16 protein-coding genes are annotated in these 16,467 nt (G+C 62.3%); 5 read left to right on the plus strand and 11 right to left on the minus strand.

Annotated elements, in window-relative coordinates:
- Positions 1 to 151 precede the first annotated feature (151 nt).
- Entirely contained in the window at positions 152 to 2,224 is a 2,073-nt protein-coding gene (locus tag NKI41_RS06985; protein ID WP_352682147.1) for a putative bifunctional diguanylate cyclase/phosphodiesterase, read from the plus strand.
- An 11-nt stretch (positions 2,225 to 2,235) separates the two neighbouring features.
- Here NKI41_RS06985 and NKI41_RS06990 read toward each other — a convergent pair whose 3' ends face one another.
- The 3 genes from NKI41_RS06990 to NKI41_RS07000 all read right to left on the minus strand — a co-directional run bounded on the left by NKI41_RS06990 (position 2,236) and on the right by NKI41_RS07000 (position 3,438).
- Positions 2,236 to 2,673, minus strand: a complete 438-nt coding sequence (locus NKI41_RS06990) for a type II toxin-antitoxin system VapC family toxin (RefSeq protein WP_352473630.1) — start codon at positions 2,671 to 2,673, stop codon at positions 2,236 to 2,238.
- Between the two features lie 17 nt (positions 2,674 to 2,690).
- Positions 2,691 to 2,933 carry a type II toxin-antitoxin system Phd/YefM family antitoxin gene (locus NKI41_RS06995; RefSeq protein ID WP_352542390.1) on the minus strand — a complete coding sequence of 81 codons (243 nt, stop codon included), beginning with the start codon at positions 2,931 to 2,933 and terminating at the stop codon, positions 2,691 to 2,693.
- Positions 2,934 to 3,012: 79 nt separating this feature from the next.
- The gene (locus NKI41_RS07000; RefSeq protein WP_352542347.1) at positions 3,013 to 3,438 is read right to left on the minus strand and encodes a MarR family winged helix-turn-helix transcriptional regulator; all 426 of its coding nucleotides are present in this window, start codon (positions 3,436 to 3,438) and stop codon (positions 3,013 to 3,015) included.
- Positions 3,439 to 3,555: 117 nt separating this feature from the next.
- Here NKI41_RS07000 and NKI41_RS07005 point away from each other — a divergent pair, with 117 nt between their 5' ends.
- Complete coding sequence (locus NKI41_RS07005; protein WP_023674396.1) at positions 3,556 to 3,963, plus strand: hypothetical protein; 408 nt, start codon at positions 3,556 to 3,558, stop codon at positions 3,961 to 3,963.
- A gap of 141 nt (positions 3,964 to 4,104) precedes the next feature.
- Here NKI41_RS07005 and NKI41_RS07010 read toward each other — a convergent pair whose 3' ends face one another.
- Positions 4,105 to 6,150, minus strand: coding sequence for an oxidoreductase (locus NKI41_RS07010; protein ID WP_352473628.1), 2,046 nt, complete (start codon positions 6,148 to 6,150; stop codon positions 4,105 to 4,107).
- 113 nt (positions 6,151 to 6,263) lie between these two features.
- On the opposite strand from NKI41_RS07010, the gene queF reads away from it, so the two are divergent.
- Positions 6,264 to 6,725 carry a preQ(1) synthase gene (gene queF, locus NKI41_RS07015; protein ID WP_023674394.1) on the plus strand — a complete coding sequence of 154 codons (462 nt, stop codon included), beginning with the start codon at positions 6,264 to 6,266 and terminating at the stop codon, positions 6,723 to 6,725.
- 14 nt (positions 6,726 to 6,739) lie between these two features.
- Here the strand turns inward: queF and NKI41_RS07020 are convergent, their stop codons facing one another.
- The 6 genes from NKI41_RS07020 to NKI41_RS07045 form a co-directional block, all read right to left on the minus strand.
- On the minus strand, positions 6,740 to 7,525 hold the full coding sequence (locus tag NKI41_RS07020) for an alpha/beta hydrolase (protein WP_352617767.1): 786 nt from the start codon (positions 7,523 to 7,525) through the stop codon (positions 6,740 to 6,742).
- 110 nt (positions 7,526 to 7,635) lie between these two features.
- Complete coding sequence (locus tag NKI41_RS07025) at positions 7,636 to 8,820, minus strand: mandelate racemase/muconate lactonizing enzyme family protein (RefSeq protein ID WP_352682149.1); 1,185 nt, start codon at positions 8,818 to 8,820, stop codon at positions 7,636 to 7,638.
- Between the two features lie 11 nt (positions 8,821 to 8,831).
- Positions 8,832 to 9,389, minus strand: coding sequence for a hypothetical protein (locus tag NKI41_RS07030; protein WP_352682151.1), 558 nt, complete (start codon positions 9,387 to 9,389; stop codon positions 8,832 to 8,834).
- 4 nt (positions 9,390 to 9,393) lie between these two features.
- On the minus strand, positions 9,394 to 9,873 hold the full coding sequence (locus NKI41_RS07035) for a DUF3828 domain-containing protein (protein ID WP_352682153.1): 480 nt from the start codon (positions 9,871 to 9,873) through the stop codon (positions 9,394 to 9,396).
- A gap of 105 nt (positions 9,874 to 9,978) precedes the next feature.
- Positions 9,979 to 11,628, minus strand: coding sequence for an ABC transporter substrate-binding protein (locus NKI41_RS07040; protein WP_352682154.1), 1,650 nt, complete (start codon positions 11,626 to 11,628; stop codon positions 9,979 to 9,981).
- A gap of 41 nt (positions 11,629 to 11,669) precedes the next feature.
- Complete coding sequence (locus tag NKI41_RS07045; RefSeq protein ID WP_352569798.1) at positions 11,670 to 13,220, minus strand: trimethylamine methyltransferase family protein; 1,551 nt, start codon at positions 13,218 to 13,220, stop codon at positions 11,670 to 11,672.
- A gap of 91 nt (positions 13,221 to 13,311) precedes the next feature.
- Between NKI41_RS07045 and NKI41_RS07050 the strand changes: the two genes are divergently transcribed.
- Entirely contained in the window at positions 13,312 to 14,214 is a 903-nt protein-coding gene (locus NKI41_RS07050) for a LysR substrate-binding domain-containing protein (protein ID WP_352682156.1), read from the plus strand.
- 17 nt (positions 14,215 to 14,231) lie between these two features.
- On the opposite strand, the gene NKI41_RS07055 is transcribed toward NKI41_RS07050, so the two are convergent.
- Positions 14,232 to 15,221 (minus strand): zinc-dependent alcohol dehydrogenase family protein, encoded by a 990-nt coding sequence (locus NKI41_RS07055; protein ID WP_352682157.1) that lies wholly within the window; start codon positions 15,219 to 15,221, stop codon positions 14,232 to 14,234.
- Positions 15,222 to 15,323: 102 nt separating this feature from the next.
- On the opposite strand from NKI41_RS07055, the gene NKI41_RS07060 reads away from it, so the two are divergent.
- Entirely contained in the window at positions 15,324 to 16,226 is a 903-nt protein-coding gene (locus NKI41_RS07060; RefSeq protein WP_352542338.1) for a LysR family transcriptional regulator, read from the plus strand.
- Positions 16,227 to 16,467: the final 241 nt, after the last annotated feature.

The following is a 16,467-nucleotide window of genomic DNA, read 5'->3' on the forward strand; positions in this document are numbered from 1 at the left end:
TGCGGAGGCGCCGCGAAAGATTGCAATAACCACTTTGCGGGTTTCTCGCCACGGTCGCCGCCGCCGGCATGCTGCCGTCCCAAACCTGTTAACACTTTGAAGCCAAAGGTTGTCGCACAAGAATTCGTTGGCGAGAGGGCCGCCTCAGAAAATGTCACAGCAGCCGGTGCACGCCGTTTCGGGCAGGCTCATACTCCTGATCAAATCCGGCTACTGGCTGGCTCTGCTGATCATCGCCGCCATGGTCGTGGCCTCCTTCATCCTGCTGCAGCAGATGATGGCGGCCCAGCAGCACAACCAGGCACTGCTCGATGTGGTCAGCACACAAAAAGCCCTATCGCAGCGCATCGTCTTCCTTGCCGGCGCCACCGGTACCGCCTCACGCGACCAGCAGCCGGCCCTGGTTAGCGCGCTCAAGCAAGCGACGGTGGAGTTCGAGGAGAACTACGATCTGCTGCTCGAACGGACCGCCGCCGATCCGGCGTCGCCGGCAAGGTTCGATCCGAGATCGATCGAGAGCGTACTTTTCGCCAAGCCGTACCATCTCGACTATTTCTCGGTCGGGCTTATCGCCAACGGCGAACGCCTGATCTCGTCATTCGAATCGCGGCTCAACATGGCCGGCAATGGTGGCTACAAGGGCGGAGAGGAGCGCGTCAACCTGAACGCTTCCGTTGCCAACGCAACATTGTCGGGCTATGCCGCACTTGGCCAGCGCATCAGCGCCTTTGCAGACCAGCGATCCGAAACACTTCTCGATCTTAACCGCACATTGTTCTACTCGACCATCGGCGTCATCGTGCTGGTGGCGCTTTTCATTTTCAGGCCAATGTCGAATGCCATCCTGCGCAGGACGCGCGAGCTGGTCGATGCGCGCAATTCCATGGCCTTTATCGCCGTGCATGACGGGCTGACCGGCCTGCACAACCGCACCTTCTTGACCGAGCATTTCGATACGCCGATCAATGCTGCGCAGCGACGGCGTGAACGGGTTGCCGTGGTGCAGTTCGATCTCGACCGGTTCAAGCAGATCAACGACACGTTCGGCCACGCCGCCGGCGATTATGTGCTGGTGGCGGCTGCGCAGCGCATGCGTGATTCGTGCCGTACGTCGGATCTCAACGTGCGTCTCGGCGGCGACGAATTCGTTGTGGTCCTCAACGACGCCGGCAGCACCGAGGACATCGATATCGTCGCCAGGCGCATGCTGGCCAAACTCAATGAGCCGATCATTTTCCGGGGAACGACGATCCATCCGGGCGTAAGTGCCGGGATTGCGGTCTACCCGATCGATGCCGACAATGCTCAGGACCTGCTCGTCCATGCCGATCTGGCGCTGTATTCCGCCAAGAAGCAGGGCGGCGGCAGCTTGTCGTTCTTCTCCGAGGAGCTGAGACGCGAACTCGATTATCGCAAGCAGCTCGAGCTCGACATCAGGACCGCAATCTCCGAGAAGGCGTTCGAAGTCTATTTCCAGCCGCAGGTGTCGCTGTCGAACGGCGCCATCAGCGGCATCGAGGCTCTGGTTCGCTGGAGACACGCCGAGCGCGGCATGATCGCGCCGGGCGAGTTCATTCCGATCGCGGAAAAATGCGGCTTGATGTCCGAGATCGGCCGCATCGTCATTGCCAAGGCGATCAACGAAGCAGCCGAATGGAACCGCGCAGGCATCGCCTTCGGACGGATCGCCGTCAATGTATCCGGCTCGGAGCTGCGCGAGACAGATTTCGAAGTCTTCCTGTTCGACATGCTGGAGAGGGCTGGCCTGCCAGCGCACAAACTATCACTGGAGATCGTCGAATCCGTCATTCTCGACGATGACAAGACCGGTATCGCGGCAAAGCTGCGGCACATTCGCGCCGCCGGCATCCATCTTGAGCTCGATGATTTCGGCACCGGCTACGCATCGCTCAGCCATGTCAATCCAAACGAGATCGATCGGCTCAAGATCGACCGCCGTTTCGTCCAGAACATCAACGAGAACAGCGGCAACACCAAGATCGTGCGTGCCCTCACCGAGCTCGCCCGCGGTCTCGGCATCTCGATCGTCGCCGAGGGCGCCGAAACCGAAGCCGAGCTCGACTCGCTGATGGCGATCGGCTGCGACCAGGTGCAAGGCTATTCCATCGCTTTCCCGATGCCGCCGGACAGCGTGCGCGAATGGCTGGTGGCGCGAACGCCCAAGAAGGCCAGGCTGACAGTGCTGCAGGGCTGCCGGGCGTAGGAAAGTCGGAACTACTGCAATGGCGGCAGGTTTCTCAGCGGATTGAGCATCGGCACCCCAAGTGGTGCGAAATGACGCTCGTTATCCGTCAGTATCACCAGGCCGTGAACCTCGGCCGTAGCAGCAATCGCTATATCTTCAAATCCCGGTCGATGAGCCCTTGCGCGATCAAGAATAGAACCCGCGGCATGCGCGGCTCGCAAATCGAAGGGCAGAATCCTTGCCCCGTAAAGGTGCTCGACTGCCTGCCACCAGTCGCGTAGCAGCGCGGCCTTTGTGGTCGCGCCGTCGCGCTCCGCCTTCGCTATCCCCGCCGCGATTTCGGACGCAGTCACAACGGATAGGAACAGGTATTCGCTCGCCATATCGAGCCATGCCATCAGCGCCGCCCGATCAACCTTCCTGGCTGGAGCCATTGCCGAGATGATGTTGGTGTCCAGCAGAAACATCAGGGCTGGTCGCCGCGCTACAACGCAACCTTGCGAGCCGGCTTACGGGAACGAGGCGGAATGTCGTCCTTGTCCCCGGGAAAAGCCGCCAGCAGCCGCCCGAAGCTCGGCACCCGAGACAGCCGCTGATAATCTTCGAACGACAGGATGACGGCCTGCTTCCGACCGTGGCGTGTGATAATGGCAGGCTCTCCTGCAATTGCCTGATCGACGACTGCCGAAAGCGTCGCCTTGGCGTCTTTCAACTGAATTTCGCGCATGTTGCCACCCTCGCATATGACTACCATGGTCATATAACATTGCAGACGGCTTGGAACAAGGGTTGCGGTCCAATCGGTATCAACTGACATTGGCCCGCAACGCGGCCAGCACCTGTGCAAACTCTGCCAGCCTGTCGTCGGACAGTCCTTTCCGCAGCCGCTTGTCGAAGGCTAACGCGGCGGTGCGCAATTTCAGGAACAGCGCTTCTCCGGCTTGGGTCAGCTCCACCTGGTGAACCCGGCGGTTCTCGGGATCGCGGCGGCGCATCAGCAGGCCTTGCGTCTCCATAGCGTTGAGGTGGTGGGTCAGCGTTGCGCCCCGGATGCCGATCATGCCGGCGAGCTCGCGTTGATTGGCCAGCTCCCGCGACTTGACCGACAGCAACGTGACCCAGACCGGCAGCGTGCCGCCTGCCTCGACCAAGGCAGCGTCGAAAGCCTGCGCAACCAGCTTGGCGGTGCGCGCGAGATTCATCCCGATCGGCGGGCGGTCAAAGGGCGTCATGATCCGACACTAGAACAAGGGCAAAGCCTATGGAACCGGCTCGAGCTTATGCGTTGACATCTAATCATTTGATATCTATCAATATGCCTGACGGTGGGCAAGAGAGGAAATGCGGTCATGCAATATGTCTACATCATCGTCCTCGGCCTTCACGTCATGGCGGGTGTGTTCTGGGCCGGCACCACTATCGCGGTTGCGCGCGAACCGGAGATCAGGGCGGAACGTTTCTTCCGGCCGCAAATGGGCGCAGCCGGCGTGGTTTTCCTCACCGGCTTGCTGCTGTGGTATTTCTTCCACAACGGCTCTTTCGGCTCGATGGAGAAGGTCTTGGCGCTCGGCATCTTGACGGCGTTAATCGCCGCCGGGGTTCAGGGCGCGCTGGTGGGTTCCGCCAGCAGGCAGTTGGCCGGCGCTGATGCGGCGAAGCAAACCCAGTTGCGCGCCAAGATGACAAAGGGCGAACGCATCGCCGGCGGCCTGCTGGTCATCACCGTGTTCTGCATGGCCACCGCCAGGATGTTTTGAACGTCCTGCCGCAATCGCAAGATCGTACGGTGCCCGGCGATGGCCGGCGGCGTGCGCGGCGCGCAGACCGGACCGACGTACCGTGGTGGCTCTCCGTACGGAGGTTCGGCTGCGCGCCACCAATCAAATCCAAAATATTCCTCAGATTCGCAAGCCGAACCTGATGCCGTCATAGATCGCAGCGTGGATATTGCGTGAAGCTACCGCGTCGCCGATGCGAAAGACGACGAAACCGCCTTGCGGATTGCGCGCAGGAAAGATGTCGCCGCCATTGATCAGTTTTTCGTAATCGATCGCGCCGGCGTTCTTCGACAGCGGCTTCAGCGCCAGGTAGAGATCGTCGAGCGGCAGCGTGCCGTGCTCGACCACCACCTGGTCGACCCGCCGCTCGCCGCGCCAGCCATCGGCGAAGTCGGAGGCGAGCTCGGCGATCAGCTGGTTGCCTTCACGCCGCACAGAACGTAGCCGTGTGTTGATGGTCACCGTGACACCCTTTTCCTGGAAGGCGCGCATGTAGGGCACATGATTCATGCCGCCCATTTCCGGGGCGAAGAAGCGCTCTGGTGAAACCAGCTCCAGCCTGGCGCCGCTATTGGCGATCAGTTCGGCGGCACCCATGCCCTGATGGCCGCCATTGTCGTCATAGAGCAGCACGTTCTCGGCCGGCTTGACGCTGCCGGCCATGATGTCCCAGCTCGAGGTGACGAGATCGTCGCCCGCCGTCAGAGGCGGGTTCTGCGGCAGGCCGCCGGTGGCGACCACCACCACGTCCGGCGACAGCGCCAGCACGTCGTCCGTCTCCGCCCATTTGTCGTAGCGGATCTCGACGCCCAGCCGGTCGAGTTCGGCCAGGCGCCAGTCGATGATGCCGATCAATTCCTTGCGGCGCGGGTTTTGCGTTGCCAGCCGCACCTGGCCGCCGGCCTGGCTCGATGCTTCCAGCACCGTCACCTGGTGCCCGCGCTCGGCGGCGACGCGCGCCGCCTCCAGCCCGCCGGCGCCGGCACCGACGACGACCACCTTCCGCTTCGGTCCCTCGGTTTTCGGAATAATATGGGGGATATCAGCCTCGCGGCCCGTCGCCGCATTGTGGATGCACAGCGCCTCGCCGCCCTCATAGATGCGGTCGAGGCAATAGGTGGCGCCGACGCAAGGGCGGATCTCGTGCTCGCGGCCCTCCATCACTTTTTTGACGATATGCGGGTCGGCAATGTGGGCGCGCGTCATGCCGACCATGTCCAGCTTGCCGGTGGCGATGGCGTGACGCGCGGTGGCGACGTCGGAAATCCGCGCCGCATGGAAGGTCGGGAATTTCGTCGCTGCCCTGATCTCGCCGGCAAAGTCGAGATGCGGCGACGACCGCATGCCGGTCACCGGGATGACCTTGGTCAGCGCCGCATCGGTCTCGATCGAGCCACGGATGATGTTGAGGAAATCGACCTTGCCGGAGCCGGCCAGCCGCCTGGCGATTTCGACGCCCTCCTGTTTCGACAGGCCTTTCTCGAAATCCTCGTCGGCGACCATGCGGATGCCGACGACGAACTTTTCGCCGACCGCGGCACGCACCGCGTCGAGCACCATTCCGGTGAAGCGCAGCCGGTTGTCGAGCGAGCCGCCGAAATCGTCGTCGCGCTGGTTGGTGGCCGGCGACCAGAAACCGTCCATCAGATGGCCGTAGGCTTCGAACTCGATGCCGTCGAGGCCGGCAGCCTGGCAGCGCTGCGCGGCCGCCGCATAGTCGGCTACGATGCGCTCGATATCCCAGTCCTCGATAGTCTTGGGAAAGGCGCGATGGGCCGGTTCGCGCACCGGCGAAGCCGACAGCACGGGCAGCCAGTCGGCCTTGTTCCAACCGGTGCGGCGGCCGAGATGGGTGATCTGTATCATCACCTTGCAATCGTGCTCGTGGCAGGCATCGGTAAGCTCGGCGAGCCACGGCACGATGCGGTCGTCATAGACATGCAGATTGCCAAAAGCGGCCGGGCTGTCGCGCGAGACGATCGCCGAACCGGCGGTCATGGTCAGCGCCATGCCGCCCTTGGCCTTTTCGGCATGGTAGAGCCGGTAGCGTTCCTTCGGCATGCCGTCCTCGGAATAGGCCGGCTCATGGCTGGTCGACATCACCCGGTTCTTCAGCATCAGATGCTTGAGCTGATAGGGCTGGAGGAGCGGGTCGTTGCTGGTCATCGTCTTCCTGCTGTTTCAAATTGTGCTAATGAGCGGCAAATTTTGTTTTTACGCATGTCGCTGTCCCAAAATCGCTGCGCAGTTTTGGGCGACATGCAGCAAGGAACCTGCTCATGACCGATACGAAAAACCTCACCCAGCTCGGCACCAACGTCGAGGCGCCACAGAGCCCTGAAGCGGCAGTCCTGGAAACCGTGCCGTTTTCGCGCGGCGACGGCCCGCCGGCCATCGTTCGCTTCACCTGCCCGGAATTCACTTCGCTCTGCCCGGTCACCGGCCAGCCGGACTTCGCCCATATCGTCATCGACTACGCACCCGATGCGCTGCTGGTGGAATCGAAGTCGCTCAAGCTGTTCATGACCTCGTTTCGCAACCATGGCGCCTTCCACGAAGAATGCACCGTCATGATCGGCCGCCGCATCATCGCCGCGACCAAGCCATTGTGGTTGCGCATCGGCGGCTACTGGTATCCGCGCGGTGGCATTCCGATCGACGTGTTCTGGCAAACCGGCGCGCCGCCGGAAGGTGTGTGGCTGCCCGACACCGGCGTCGCCCCCTATCGCGGGCGCGGCTGATCGGACGGAGCGGCTCACCTGATCCCGGTCCGGCACAGGTTGGTCTCCAGGAAAGGCATCACCGCGTCGCGGTACCGCTGTTGGTCATAGCGATAGAGATCAACATGCCGCGCGCCGTCGAACCAGACCAGCTTTGCGTCAGCGCCTGCCGCATCTTTCAACGCCAGTGTCTGGCTGCGAGCGACAAACGGATCCGAATTGCCTGCTAGCAGCAATATCGGCCGATCAATCGCGCCGATGCGATCGACCGGCCTGACATCATCTACCCCGAAGCCAAGGCGGAGCTGCATCTGCGCCAAGAGGATGGTCGCCTGTACGTCGCGCAACATAGGCAAGGGCGCTCGCAACGCCGTGGTTTCCAGCAAAGTCGCGTAGAGCTGCTCCAGGACATAGGCGTCGGCATGCTCCTGCTGAGCGCCAAATACAAAAGCAGCCGCACCGAGCGACGAGCCGATGGCCGCCACCTTGCGACCGGCGAAGCGTTGCCGGGCAAAGGCGAGGATGCGGCTGGCGTCCTGCCGTTCGATGTAACCAAAGCCTCTGATATCGCCGCCGCTTTCGCCATGTCCCGACAGATCGAACAGCACGATCGAGTAGCCGCTTTCGAAAAGCAGCTTCGCTCTTGGAACCATGGCCAGCTTGTTTGAACCACGTCCGTGTAACAGCACGATTGTTCCGCAACTGTCCTGCCGATCCGCCACCCAACCGGCAAGGTCGGGCGCGCCCTCCCGCTTCAGAACGATGCGCTCCACCGGTAACCCCACAGGCAGCGTGAAGCTTTGCTGAGGCACGCGGGCCACCGCGTGGCTTCCTGCCTCCCAGGTGACAGCGCAGGCCAGGACGCAAACCGCCGCGAATAAAGCAACCACGACAGGACCTCTTCTCATCGATCGGTCACGTGCACTTCGCATCAGTTGAGCGGCAGCCGCCGGTAGCGGCTGGGGCTGTTCGGGTCGCTGAAATGGTGCATCGGCCCGTGTTCGGTAAAGTGCGCTGACCAGCGTTTCATTGCCGCCGGATCGAGTTCGACGCCCAGCCCGTCACCCTCCGGCACGCGCACCGTATTGCCCGTCTGGCGGAAAGGACCGTCCTTGATGACATCGCCGATCTGCCAGCGAAACAGGGATTGCGACGCCTCGGTGATCCACGGTGTCGCCGCCACGACGTGCAGATAAGCCGATGTCATGATGCCGAGATCGTTCGAATAGCACCAGAACCCCTTGCCCATCGCCTCACAGGCGGCGATGAATTTCAGAGTTTTCGACAATCCGCCGAGTGCTGCGAAATTGCAGACGAAGTAATCCGGCGCACCGAGCGCGACTGCCCGTCTGAGATCCGGGATGTGCGTCGAGAACGGAATGCGCGAATGCTGGCGCAGCGCAGCCATCTCCTCGAAGGTCGCGACCGGATCCTCGTAGTTGCGGATGTTGAACGGCTCGATCTCGCGCAGCACCCAGCGCGCTGTGGTCAGCGACCACTGCATGTTGGAATCGAGTTTGATCTGGGCTTTATCGCCAAGCGCCTCGCGCAGCATGCGCACTGTCCTGATCTCGAGCTCGGGATCGCCCATGATCAGCTTGCCCTCGAAAATCGTCGAGCCGTGCTGTTCTCGCATGCCGAGACAGTAGTCGACGATCGCTTCGGCGGTCATCTCGCCGCCGGCTCCGCCGTGAGCGGGGCGAAAGGCGAAATATTCCGAAAACGGAATGTCCTTGCGCACCGCGCCGCCGAGCAGCTTGTAGAGCGGCATGCCGAAGACCTTGCCTCTTATATCCCACAGCGCCAGTTCGACGGCGCCGAACGCCACCGTGGCTGCATTCTCGCCGGTGTTGGCGGTAATCTGCCAGGGCGGCACACAGCGCGCCTCGCAGTCGGCGATGTCGAGCGGATCGGCGCCAATCAGCGCCGGCGCGATCTCGGCCTTGATCACCTCGCCGAAATGCCACCATGGCGCCTCGCCCAGTCCGACCACGCCTTCGTCCGTCTCGACCTCGATGATCGATTTCGAGGCGCCGCCGTAGAGACCAGCCGTCCACCAGAACGGAGCATCGAGCGGGACGTTGACGTGGGTGACGCGGATGTTGGTGATCTTCATCGGTTCCGTTCTCACTCACACTGGTATTGGCTTAGCGCCCATTCGCCGGTCACCGAGAGCAGGTCCGATATCTTCCAGTCGCCATCGATCTTTTTGAACTTCCATTCCAGCCGGTGCGGATTGCCGGAGACGACAAAAGCGACGACGACCTTGGCCTGGTCGCCCTTGACCGCTTCGATGGTTTTCAGGCTCTTGTCGATCTCCGCCTTGTCGTATTCGGAATTGTCGAGCGCCATGTTGGGATCGAGGCACTCGCCCTGCCCCGATTTCCGCAGCGCGTCGCTCTTGTCGAGCACCGACTTTGCCGGGTCGGTGAAATGGCCCCGCTGAGCCGGATCGACCTCGAGCCCGGCATGCTCGTAGAACGGCTTCACTACCGCAGTCGGCGAGCCCGGCTGCACGGGTGCGGCCGGCGCGTTTTCTGCCGGCGGCGACACTGCCGGCGGAGGTGCCGCACTGTCGGCCGGCGCGTTTGCGGGTGGCGCGCCGAACAGGCCTTGAGCGGCGGCGCTGCTCAATCCGGCCAGCAGGCACGCAGTCGCCAAAATCCAGGGACGGCAGCGAAGCACGGCATCACTCCGGCGACTGCCCGGCCAGGCATTCGAGCGCACTCAGGGTCCAGCCGCTGGTCTTCGAGGTAATGTCGGCGATCTTCCACTGGCCGTCGATCTTCTTCAACGACCAGACCATTTCGCGTTTGGAATCATCGCCTTCCGGGAAAAGGTTGAACGTCGCCGTCACCTCGGCGCTGTCGTCGTCCAGCGTTTCGGCCAGCGTCAGCGTCTTGGCCACGGTCTTCTCGTCATAGTCCTGCGCATCGAGACCAGGGGCGAAGTCGATGCAGGGAACTTCATCCGGATGGTTCTTTGCCGCATTGTCGTTCAGTTCGAACAGTTTCGTCACCGGTGCGGTGAAGCGGTCGCGATATTGCGCATCGGCCTCGAACTTGACCGACGGGACATAAAAGAACTTCACGGCGTTGGCAGCAGGGCCGGCAAACGCGGCCGCCGGCACGGCCATCGAAAGCGCGGCAACAAAAAGTGGCAGTTTCATGGGTGTCCCCGATTGTTCACTGACGGAAGCTATCAGTACCACGCATTTTGCACGTCGGCTTTCTTGCGGTCCATGAAATCCTGCAACGCGTCCTCTGCTGGCAACTCAGGCGTTCAGCCAGACATTCTGGAGATCCATCTCGAAGGTTTGGTGGACACCGTAGTTCTTCACCTTCTCGTTCATGTGGCTGAACAGCTTCTGCCAAAACGGCTGAATGATGACGCCCGAATCCTGCAGGATCTGCTCGATATCCTTCATGACCTCGCGGCGCTTCTCGACGTCGATGAGCGAAAGAGCCTGCTTGAGCTTGGCGTCGAAATCAGGGTTCGAGTAGCCGGTTTCGTTCCAGGCCTCGCCGGTGCGATAGCCGAGCGCCAGCACCTGTACGCCAAGCGGGCGCATGTACCAGATGGTCATCGAATAGGGGTATTTCGTCCAGTCGTTCCAGAATGTCGATCCCGGCAGCACGGTGCGCTTCACCTTGATCCCGGCATCGCGCAACTGGCCGGCAATAGCGTCGCCGGTGTTCTTCTGCCAATCGTCCTCGACGGTGATCAGTTCATGCTCGAAGTCGTCCTGCCCGGCATCGGCCATAAGCTTCCTGGCGCCCGCGGCGTCGCGTGTCTTCTTGGGCAGCGCATAGTATTCCGGATGAATCGGGCTGACGTGGTGGTTTTCACCAACAGTGCCTCGCCCGGCGTAGCCAAGTTCGAGCACCGCTTTGTTGTCGACGGCCATCTGGAGGGCGTTGCGAACCCGCTTGTCGTCATAGGGCTTGTTCGTGATGTTGGTCCGGGCGACGAGCGTGGTCGCTGTCGCGACCTCCGATTTGACCAGCCCCATCTTGTCGAGGATGTCTATGAAGTCGGCCGGCGTCTCGAAGTTGAGGTCGATTTCGCCGGAGTCGAATGCATTTATCGAGGCGTTGAAATCGGTTCCGTAGTCGATGAATTCGACGCCGTCGAGAAGCGCTTCACCGCCCCACCATTTGCCATTCTCACGACGCTTGACGACCGCTTTCTGGCCGACCGCATAAGACACCAGTTCGAACGGCCCGGTGCCAATCGGCTTCTCGATCGGATTGGCGCCGTCGGCGTCGAAGTTGCGATGGACCACCAGCGCCGGATAGTCGGTGAAGTTCGGGATCAGCGAGACGTCCGGCTCGTTCAGCTTCAGCTTCACCGTGTTGTCGTCGACCTTGGTGATCGCCCCTTCCCTGGCCTTGCCGGTCTTTGCATCGATCAGCGCACCGACGCGCGCGGCCATCGAATTGCCGGCGGCAGCCTTCTCGCACCAGCGCGTCAGATTGTAGGCCACGTCATCGGCGTTGAAAGCATCGCCGTTGTTCCAGGCGATGCCCTTGCGAACATGCAGCACATATTCGGTGGCGTCGTCGTTGACCTCCCAGCTTTCGAGCAGAACCGGCTCGAATGTAAACTGGCGGGTGTAGCGGACAAGCGGCTCGAGCCAGCAGCGTGAAATGTTCGCAAGTTCCACCCAGTCGTAGGTGCGCGTGTCCTTTTGCGCCTTCACCGACATCGAAACGTGCAGCGTTCCGCCTTTCTTCGGCTCTTCAGCCAAAGCCCGCTCCGGCACGGCAAGTCCAATCATGCCGTAGGCAAGGGCCGTCGATGCGCCGAAAGCGCTTGCCAGGGCCAGAAACTCCCGCCGGTCGACGCGACCGGCGCGCGCCTCGCTGGCCATTGCTTCGATGGCGCTCGGTACGCGATCGCCGTTGCTTCTGAAGAGTGTCATTTTTTCCTCCCTTATGGTTCGCATCGGGTCTTCGCCCGTGATCAACTAACGCTGTCCGGAAGTTTCTCCTCGCGCCGCGCAATCAAATCTTTGAGACCATCGGCGATGCCCTCATCGAGCTTCGGCTCCTCATAATCGGCGAGCATGTTGCGCGCTTTCTCGCGGCCGCGGGTGTCGTGGTCCTTTGCTCCTTCCGCCTTCCACTGTTCGAACGAATTGAAGTCCATGATGCTCGGTATGAAGAAGGCGGACTCGAAATGTTCAAGCGTGTGCTGGGTGCCGAGGAAATGGCCCTGCGGTCCGACCTCGCGGATAGCCGCCATCGCCTCCTTGAAATCGTCGAATGGCAGCCCGCCAGCATATTTGTACCAGCCGACAAGCTGCTCGCAGTCGGTGGCAAATTTCGAATAGCCGCAGGTCAGGCCGGCCTCGAGCCAACCGGCGGAGTGCCAGATGTAGTTGGCGCCGGCAAGGATGGCGGCATGCATCAGCATGTTCGCCTCGTAGCCCGCCTGGGCGTCGTTCAGCTTCGAGCCGACGTGGAAACCTGACGTGCGCCACGGCAGACGATACTTCCGCGCCAGCGCGCCCATCAGATACATCATCTGGGCCGCCTCCGGCGTGCCGCCCATGGGAGCGCCGGTCTTCATGTCGACCGTCACCATGAACTGTCCGTAGATCTGCGGCGAACCCGGACGCAGGAGCTGTGTGAACGCGACGCCCGCGAGCGCTTCGGCATTGACCTGCGCGACCGCACCGACGGCAGAGGCCGAAGTCGAGGCGCCGCAAAGGGCGAAGGGGGCGAGGATCAGCGGCTGGTTGTGGCGCGCATAGACTTTCATCGCGTCCAGCATGGTGGCGTCCCACACCAGCGGCGAATTGCAGTTGGTGATCGACACCAGGACCGGGTTGTCGCGGACAAAATCCTCGCCGAACACGATGCCCGCCATCGCCATCGTGTCTTCGGCCCGATCCCTGGAAGTCACGATGCCCATGAACGGCTTGTCGGAGTGCTTAAGCGCCGAATGGATGATGTGGAGGTGACGCTTCGGCACCGCGATTTCCATCGGCTCGCAGATGATCGAGCTCGACGAGTGCAGCGCCGGCGCCATGTAGGCGAGCTTGTGGAAATTGTTGAGGTCGGCGAGTGTGCCGTAGCGCCTGTTGTTGTCGAGGTCGCGCACGTAAGGCGCCCCGTACATCGGCACGAAGATGGAGTTGTTTCCACCCACACGTACGGAACGCTGGGGATTCCTCGCATTGAGCGTGAACTCCGACGGGACCTTCGAGATGAGCTCCATCAGCAGAGCGCGGTCGATCCGGACCCTTGTCTCCGAGACATCGGCGCCCGCCGCCTTCCACATTGCGATCGCCTCGTCGTCGCGGAACTCGCATCCGACTTCTTCGAGGATGGAGAGCGACTCCTGGTGGATCAGCTCAACCGCCTCGTCCGGGACCATCTGATAGACGGGAATCTGACGGACCAGGGTTGGAAACGACGCTATGGGTGCGCCCCGCAGCGCCTTGCGCCCCAGGCGGCCGCCGCTGCGGCGGTTGGTGTGTTCGCTCACTTCAACGGCCGGTGCGTTCATGAAGGCTCCATCTTCCTGTCTCGACCAATCTAGCCAGACAAAATGCGGCTGTGACGCTGGAAAATCCTGATCTCTTGTATAAGCTCAGCTTATGCGAAGCTTGCGCCACCTGCTGCCGTCGGCCGGCAGCCTGATCGTTTTCGAGGCCGCCGGGCGGCTGTCGAGCTTTACCGCCGCCGGGCGCGAGCTCGGCATGACGCAGGCTGCCGTCTCCTATGCGATCCGTGGGCTCGAAGAGCAGCTCGGCGCCAAACTCTTCCAGCGCCGCCACCGGCAAGTCAGCCTGACCGAGGCCGGCGACCGCTTCCATGCCGACGTCTCGCTCGGCCTGTCGCACATTCGCAAGTCGGCGGAGGATCTGCGCCAGATCGCCGTCGGCGCGCATGTGACACTCGCCGCCTCGACCGCCTTTGCCTCGTTCTGGATGATGCCGCGCCTGCAGCAGTTTCGCGACGAATTGCCGGGCATCGACCTGCGCATCCAGACCGCCGACCGCGATCTCGACATCATCGCCGAAGACATCCCGCTCGGCGTCCGCGGCGGCGAGCCCAGGGAATGGACGGATTATCATTCGCTGCCGCTGGCCGATGAGGTGATATTCCCCGTTGCCGGCGTTAGTTATGTGGCACGGTTCGGGCTGCCGGAGCGTGTCGCGGACCTTCAATCGCACCGCCTTATCCATCTTGAAGAGCCGTTTCGCGAGGCCGCGAGCTGGGACGAATGGTTCGCCTCGGCCGGTGTCGACATCGCCGATGCCGGACGCGGCTTGCGCATCAACGACTATGCGCTGGTGATCCAGGCAGTCATGGAAGGGCAAGGCATCGCGCTCGGCTGGGGTCACCTCGCCGAGCGGCTGCTGGCATCAGGGCTGCTGGTGCGCGTCACCGGCCACACGATGACGACCGGCAAGGGCTTTCATGTCATCTGGTCGAGGAACCGCGAGCTCAGCGACAATGCCCGCAAGGTGCGGGACTGGCTGGCCGCGCAGGCGTGAGGCCGATAAATGCCCGGTCAAACGGTCACGACGATCTTGCCGAACTGTTCGTTCGATTCGAGATAGCGGTGCGCCTCGACGATCTGGTCGAACGGAAAGGTTCTGGCGATTGCCGGCTTCAGCGAACCCGAGCTCAGTCCGTCGAGGATGAACGCCTTGGCGGCCTGCAGCCGGACCGGATCGCGCACGATCTCATGGACGAGATAACCGCGCAGCGTCAGTGTCTTTGCCAGCACTGCAGGTAGCGGAAAGGGTGTCGGGTCGAGGCTCAAGCCGCCATATTCGATGAGAATGCCACCCGGTGCCATCGCTGCCGTCAGAGGCTTGAAAATCGGGCCGCCGACGGCATCGAACACCACGCGCACGCCGTCCGGGCCGGCGATCCGCTTCAGCCCGGCTTCCAGGTCCTCCTCTGCCGAGGCGATGACGTGGGCCGCGCCGAACTCAAGCAAAGCCCGCTTCTTGGCGGATGTCCGTGTGACCGCGATCGGGATCGCGCCAATCATGTTGGCGATCTGGATCGCGGCGAGTCCGACGCTGCTCGAGGCCGCGGTAATGACAACAAAGTCCTCGCTTTGGAATTTGGCAATGTCGATCAGCGCACCGTAGGCGGTGAGATATTGCATCCACGCTGCGGCGGCTTCTTCCCAGCTCAGCGATGGTGGATGCTTGACGACGAGCTCGGCGGGATATGTGGCAATCTCACCATAGGCGGGCCAGCGGGCCATCGATAATGGCGGCACGATGCTGACGGCATCGCCAGGCGCAAACCCGTCCACGCCTTGGCCGACCATCTCGACGATACCCGCCGCCTCGAGCCCAAGACCGGAAGGCAACGGCGCGGTCTGGATGTAGGTCCCCGAACGCAGCAGCGCCTCGGCGCGGTTTATGCCCAACGCCTTGACGCGGATCTGAATCTCACCGCTCGCGGGCGCAGGCGTGTCAACATTCTCGATGCGCAGGACCTCGGGACCACCGAGCTCATGAAAGCGAACGACACGTGCCATCGGTCAAACTCCAAAATATTTGAACTGAATCAGCTATGCCAGCGCTCATCAGGCGGATAAATGGCCGCTTGAGTAGATCAGCAGAAACTGTAGGTTTTGAATATGGATCGCCTTACGAGCATGGCCGTGTTCGTCAAAGCCGTCGACCTGGGCTCGTTCGCAGCCGCGGCGGCGGCTCTCGATCTGTCCGGGCCGATGGTCGGCAAGCATGTCCGGTTTCTCGAGGAGCGCCTGAGCGTGCGCCTCATCAACCGGACCACGCGCCGCCAAAGCCTGACCGATTTCGGGCGCGCCTATTATGAACGCTGCCGGCTGGTGCTTGCCGAAGCGGAGGCCGCGGATGCACTCGCCGCCGACCAGCTTGCCGAACCGCGCGGAAAGCTGCGTGTCCTCATGCCGGTGCATTTCGGCCGGCGCTGCGTTGCCCCGATCCTGTTCGGGTTTGCGCAGCAATATCCGGCGCTGGAACTTGACCTGTCGTTCAGCGATGCCATCGCCGACCTCGCCGAGGACGGCTGCGATCTTGCCATTAGAACGGGCGACCTGGAGGACCAGGCCGGGGTGATGGCGCGTCGCATCGCGCGCCAGCACATGGTCGTCTGCGCGTCGCCGTCCTATCTCGACCGGCACGGCCAGCCGCAGGAAATAGATGACCTTGGCAGCCGTCACGCGATCATCTACCGCCGTTCCGGGCGTGCCGTTCAGCCGTGGCTGTTTCCGCGCAATGGCCACCCCGCGATTGAGGTCAGGCCAGTCAGCAGATTGCGGCTCGACGACCTCGATGCCATCGCCGATGCCGCGGCCGCCGGCATGGGGCTCGCCTGGCTGCCATACTGGCTGGTTCGCCAGCGCATTCAAGCCGGCGTACTTGTCCCGCTGTTGTCGGAACAATCCTGGTTTCTCTACGACGTTCATGCCCTGTGGTTGCAGACGCCTCATCTGCCGATGAAAGTCCGCCTTGCCGTCGATGCACTGTCGGCAGCGCTGCCCAAGCTCATGACTTGAATGCACGGTCGCGGTTATCTGCGTGGATTTCCTCGAGAACGACTCGACGCAAGCACAAGCCGTTCGAGGCGAGGCTTCGTCGATCGGCTCGGCAGCGCCGCTATCGATCCGCTCGCGCCTCGCATTGGGCGACAGTAGTTGTGTGCGTCAAGTTCTGCAAAATGGCGTGGCATTGCGGTGACGTCGGCGTGTCCGCCGCGCAGCCCCCGTGTTTAGCGGAGCGGCGGACACATGACGGTGC

Origin of the sequence: Mesorhizobium sp. M0601 (assembly GCF_040320845.1) — a bacterium.
Classification (GTDB): domain Bacteria; phylum Pseudomonadota; class Alphaproteobacteria; order Rhizobiales; family Rhizobiaceae; genus Mesorhizobium.

Coding starts and splice junctions, on each gene's coding strand:
- NKI41_RS06995 (WP_352542390.1), bottom strand. CDS start 2,933: ATGCGCGAAATTCAGTTGAAAGACGCCAAGGCGACGCTTTCGGCAGTC.
- NKI41_RS07000 (WP_352542347.1), bottom strand. CDS start 3,438: ATGACGCCCTTTGACCGCCCGCCGATCGGGATGAATCTCGCGCGCACC.
- NKI41_RS07005 (WP_023674396.1), top strand. CDS start 3,556: ATGCAATATGTCTACATCATCGTCCTCGGCCTTCACGTCATGGCGGGT.
- NKI41_RS07045 (WP_352569798.1), bottom strand. CDS start 13,220: ATGAACGCACCGGCCGTTGAAGTGAGCGAACACACCAACCGCCGCAGC.
- NKI41_RS07055 (WP_352682157.1), bottom strand. CDS start 15,221: ATGGCACGTGTCGTTCGCTTTCATGAGCTCGGTGGTCCCGAGGTCCTG.
- queF (WP_023674394.1), top strand. CDS start 6,264: ATGACCGATACGAAAAACCTCACCCAGCTCGGCACCAACGTCGAGGCG.
- NKI41_RS07025 (WP_352682149.1), bottom strand. CDS start 8,820: ATGAAGATCACCAACATCCGCGTCACCCACGTCAACGTCCCGCTCGAT.
- NKI41_RS07010 (WP_352473628.1), bottom strand. CDS start 6,150: ATGACCAGCAACGACCCGCTCCTCCAGCCCTATCAGCTCAAGCATCTG.
- NKI41_RS07050 (WP_352682156.1), top strand. CDS start 13,312: ATGCGAAGCTTGCGCCACCTGCTGCCGTCGGCCGGCAGCCTGATCGTT.
- NKI41_RS07035 (WP_352682153.1), bottom strand. CDS start 9,873: ATGAAACTGCCACTTTTTGTTGCCGCGCTTTCGATGGCCGTGCCGGCG.
- NKI41_RS07060 (WP_352542338.1), top strand. CDS start 15,324: ATGGATCGCCTTACGAGCATGGCCGTGTTCGTCAAAGCCGTCGACCTG.
- NKI41_RS07040 (WP_352682154.1), bottom strand. CDS start 11,628: ATGACACTCTTCAGAAGCAACGGCGATCGCGTACCGAGCGCCATCGAA.
- NKI41_RS06985 (WP_352682147.1), top strand. CDS start 152: ATGTCACAGCAGCCGGTGCACGCCGTTTCGGGCAGGCTCATACTCCTG.
- NKI41_RS06990 (WP_352473630.1), bottom strand. CDS start 2,673: ATGTTTCTGCTGGACACCAACATCATCTCGGCAATGGCTCCAGCCAGG.